This is a genomic window from Allosalinactinospora lopnorensis (assembly GCF_000981225.1).
Lineage (GTDB): Bacteria > Actinomycetota > Actinomycetes > Streptosporangiales > Streptosporangiaceae > Allosalinactinospora > Allosalinactinospora lopnorensis.
Genome location: NZ_LAJC01000157.1, coordinates 1 through 2863, shown reverse-complemented (window position 1 = coordinate 2863; position 2863 = coordinate 1). Strand labels below are relative to the sequence as shown.

Below are 2863 nucleotides of genomic sequence, written 5' to 3'. Positions count from 1 at the left end.
TTCCAGCGCCTCGGCCGAGCTCGCCGACCGCCTGCCCGGCACCGCCCCCGACATCCTTGAGCGTCGACTCCAGGCCACGGGTCACGTGTTCGAGGATCTGCGGGTTCTCGTCGATCGTCTGCAGCACCCGCTCGATGATCGAGGAGACGTTGTCGAGGCGGACCTTGAGCAGAGCCTGCGCCTCGACCCCTTTGATGGTGAGGCCGACGCGCCCGAGCTGAACATCCGCTCCCACGTTGAGTTTGACCAGATCCAGCACCTCGGCCTGCAGGGAGACCCGAGCGCGAAGGTTCTCGACCTCGAGCTGGATCTCATCGACCTTCACGACCGGGACGTCGAGCAGCACATCCGGTTGCTCGTCGGCCGTCCCGCGACTCCTGCCATCAGGCCTGTGCGCCGGCCGGGCGGGCCTCTCATCGCTCTGCTGACTCCCCCGGGTGGGCTTCTCCTCGTTCTCCCGGCTCCTCCGGGCGGGCCTCTCTCCGCTGTTCCGGCCCGTCCGGGTGGTCGAGCGCGCCCTTCCTGTCTCGTCGTTACCGCGTTCAGGCATGTCCCCCCTTATGGCATCCTGGGCACCACCCTTGGCGGCGGTCGGCGCATCGCGCCGCGCCCCACGGGAGGTGTACGGCAGCGCCGGCGCCCCGTCCCCGGCTGCGCCTCCGCGGCGCTCCGCATATGTGCGCCCCTGCCCTGAATCGACCCGGTGAAACGGCCACTGACCTGGCAACTTTCACGCGGGAGCGGAGGCGCTGAAGGGCCTCCCCGTCCGGCTCCGCCGGCGCCTACCCTGCTCAAGGGCCGGGCCGGCGAGGACACGGTGTGAAAGTCGTCACGCTCTGAAGTTACCGCGCTGTCACGCTTGGTGAACTGCCGGAAATCCGGTTCGGGCCTCCTCGCTGGCATGCGTGAACACCGATCTCGTCAGAACGTCTCACGACCGGACCCGCCCGACGAGCCCTCCGGTGCCCACTCCGGGCCGCTGCGTAGGGAACCACTGGACCTGGCCGCTGTGTTCGTCGCCGGCGCGGCGGCGTGTGCCCCGTCGCCTCGGCGGGCACGGCGGATCCGCACCTCGCCGGGACCGGGATCGGCCGCTCGACGATCTCCAGCACCGCCGGGCGCGGGGAGCACCCGCCCGCACAAGCGCGGTGCGCGGACCGACCCCGGCGCCCGACCGCTGGCGGGCACCGGGGTTGTGGCTCGGGACCGGGCTCCACCTCCTTTCCGGTGGAGCGCTATCCGACGGGAGCCCTCCTCTTTTCCGCGATCGTGTTCAACGCCTGCTGCATGTACCCCTTGAAGACCGGATAGTTCTCGCTCATCGGGAAGTGCCCGATCTTCTTCATCTCGAAGAAGGTGGCGCCGGGGATGCCGTCAGCGGTGCGCTTGCTGTCCTCAGGCGTGGTGAGGTAGTCGTAGTCGCCGGTGATCATCACCAGCGGGCAGTTCGAGGTGTCGATCTCTCCCAGGTGGTCCCGCAGGTCGTGGTCCACCGAGTAGAAGTACAGGTCCCCCCGGAACGCCTCCGAGCCCTGGGTGTAGTAGAACCAGGTCGCGGACCGGTCGGCGTCCGGCGACTGCGGCGCCATGAGGTCCCAGACGCCGCTGGCCGAGACCTGCGCGGCGTTCGCGTGCGGGTGCTGCCACCAGTCGAGGAAGAACCCCGGCGAGTAGTCGGCGCCCTCGACGGAGATGATGCCGCCGAAGCGGTCCGGACGCCGCAGCGCGAGCTGCAGCGCCTCGTTCCCGCCGAAGGAGCAGCCCATGAAGATGGGGTCCTCCAGTTCGAGGGCGTCGCAGAAGCTCGTGATGAAGGCGGTGTACCAGTCGGCGGTGAGCCGGTACTCCTCCTTCCACCAATCCTTGTTCTTCGGCGGATCGGACTTGCCGTGGTAGGTGAGGTCGTAGGCGATGACCCGGTACTGGCTCGTGATGTCCTCGTCTTCGAGCAGGTACCGCCACTGGTGGTTGTGGCAGCCCGCGGTGTGCTGGCAGACGAGCGGCTGGTTGTTGCTGTCCCCGTTCTCCAGGAAGAAGACCCTGCACTCGTCGCCGAGCACGTCGATGGTCACGTAGCGTCCGGTTGCCGGTGAGAACTCGGCCATGTCAGTTTCCCTCCCGCGTGTTTCGCGGTTACTTCGACGGTTGCCGTTGCTGCGGCGCGGACACGTCCTCCTCGACGGGGACCCCGCTCACCCGGAGCAGCTCCATCTGGCGGGTGAAGCAGCGCAGGTTCTGCATCAGCACGAGCAGATCCCCCTCCATCTGCATGTCCTCGCGGAAGGTCGCCGCCCAGATGCCGTGGCACATCGGGCGCGGCTCCTTCTTGCCGAACTCCCGCCAGGTGTCGGCGCTCGCCCGCAGGAGGAACTGGTAGCGCCGGTCGAGCGGGCCGGGGTCGACCAGGATCTCCTCGACCTTCCCGCGGTGCATCACGATCTGGTAGTTGTGGTCGCCCATCTGCAGCATGTAGGAGCAGTCGAAGTGCCGGCCGTGCGCCTGCAGTTCCTCGTCCTGGTTGCACACCTGGGTGAAGTCCTCTACCCATCGGTCCGCAACCGCGGTCGGTGTTGCCATATCTCCCCCCGTGGTCAGGTGCCGGACACGCCGTACCCCGCGCACGGATACCGAGGGGTGCGGCGCGGTACTCCATTGGAGCTCTGCCCGCTGGAACAGCGCGGTATGGCCCGGTTGGCGGATTCCTGACCTGGGGAAAAAGGTGTATTTAACCGGACTCCTCAGTAAAAACGCGCCGCCGCTATCCATGTCGATGGGCGGGGTGTGGTGGGTGGGGGTGCCTCCGGGGGCGGATACGGGCGCCCCGGAGGCGGTGGGTCCCGCGTGCGAGCACCTGCCGTGTCCC

3 protein-coding genes are annotated in these 2863 nt (G+C 68.1%); all 3 read right to left on the bottom strand.

Annotated features, from left to right (window positions below):
• A partial coding sequence (locus VS93_RS32310) for a hypothetical protein (RefSeq protein ID WP_046472504.1) occupies positions 1-550 on the bottom strand: 550 nt, incomplete at its 3' end.
• A 685-nt stretch (positions 551-1235) separates the two neighbouring features.
• Positions 1236-2105 (bottom strand): alpha/beta fold hydrolase, encoded by an 870-nt coding sequence (locus VS93_RS26140; protein ID WP_046472503.1) that lies wholly within the window; start codon positions 2103-2105, stop codon positions 1236-1238.
• A 28-nt stretch (positions 2106-2133) separates the two neighbouring features.
• Positions 2134-2577: a hypothetical protein gene (locus VS93_RS26135; RefSeq protein WP_046472502.1), complete on the bottom strand. Its 444-nt coding sequence runs from the start codon at positions 2575-2577 to the stop codon at positions 2134-2136.
• Positions 2578-2863: the final 286 nt, after the last annotated feature.